The following is a 1,429-nucleotide window of genomic DNA, read 5'->3' on the forward strand; positions in this document are numbered from 1 at the left end:
TCACCCCGGCTGAGTATGCTGCCCAATGCACCCACAACCACCAACCGGTGGACGGCTGCGAGATCGACTGAAGATCAAACCGAAGCGGCTCTAGAACGCTGTGGTCCGACTATCGGGGACCTGCCAACACCACAGAGTTTTCACGGTAAACGCTGCACGGTGGCTGGTCCACTGCGAGAAGCATCTTTTAGATCACAAAACAAGCGGTAAAGTCTGTTTTGTCGGTAATATGCCGATAATTTGGTCTCGAGCGCTTTTAGGAGCATGGTAATCGTTCAAGCCGCAGCACTTCCAGGAAGACGGCGGTGAACCGCGGCCCCCGGAAGCGCTGCGTCATAAACCTTGGCTACGCCGTGGCGTACGTGTCGGTGAAGGACAGTAACCGCGTCCACGCATCTGCACACGCGCCGCGGTGCTCATCGTAGGAGCGGTCGAAAAAGGAATGGGGTGCTCCGTCGTAGACCTTCAACTCGTACGGTTTTCCGCTAGCTGACAGCTCCGTAGCGAACGTGTTGAATTCCTCCTGACCAGTCACCACATCATTGCCCGCCAGTAGCAGCAGCAGCGGTGCGTGCAACTCGGGGAGAACATCAGCGACCAACTTCGGCTGCCCGTAGAACCCGATGTTTCCGGCGAATGCAGTACTAGTTGCCGCCAAACGCCACGACTGACTTCCACCGAAGCAAAACCCGACAGAGAAGACGGTTACTGCAGCTTCCGGGTGCGCATCTTTCAAGTACGCCGCGGCCGCGTCCGCGTCCCGTGCAACATTTGCCGATTCGAGTACCGCCAAATGCTCTTTGAAGTCGAAACTTTCGTCGCGGTTGGTGTCATCGGTTGTGCGGCCGTAATAGTCGATGACTACTGCGGCATAGCCTGCCTCGGCAAGACGCTGCGCGAGGTCTTGGTAGTAGGCGTGGACTCCGCGCACATCCGGGAGAATTACCAGTGCACTTCCGTTGGGGGTCTCGGGCAGCGCCTCGTAGGCGAGGACTGTAGTGCCGTCCTGCGACTTCAGAAGCATCGATCCGTGTTCCTTGACCTTGCCGATGCTAGGGGCGAACGGTGGTCGACTGTCGTAACTGTGGCACATAAAAGCTCCTCGACGTATGCGGGTAATGGCCGGTGCCTCCGCTAGCCGAAGGTCACCGTTCAGCGCTCGGCGCTGCACCTCGGCCGGATGGCCGTACATCGAGCATGACTCCCATACCCGGTACGTATCCAGTAACAGGATTTCCTATGTCTGCCACCACCACCCAACAACGATGATGCACACACTGGCGAGTGGTTGGATGAACTGTATGTGAACCGCACCGGTGAGTCCGGAGACTTGGTTTCGTGTGAGTTCGGTCAGCTCGCGAGCTGATCCGATTGTCGAGTGTAGTGGAGCTGTTCGCATTCGATCGGCGGGATGTCGCCGCAGAATCCG

General features: G+C 57.9%; 1 protein-coding gene. It reads right to left on the reverse strand.

Features of this window, described 5'->3' with window-relative positions; translation table 11 throughout:
* Nucleotides 1–346: 346 nt before the first annotated feature.
* On the reverse strand, nucleotides 347–1,093 hold the full coding sequence (locus QMK17_RS26215; protein ID WP_283512209.1) for a dienelactone hydrolase family protein: 747 nt from the start codon (nucleotides 1,091–1,093) through the stop codon (nucleotides 347–349).
* Between the last annotated feature and the right edge of the window lie 336 nt (nucleotides 1,094–1,429).

It is taken from the genome of Rhodococcus sp. G-MC3 (assembly GCF_030063335.1).
Taxonomy (GTDB): Bacteria; Actinomycetota; Actinomycetes; order Mycobacteriales; family Mycobacteriaceae; genus Rhodococcoides.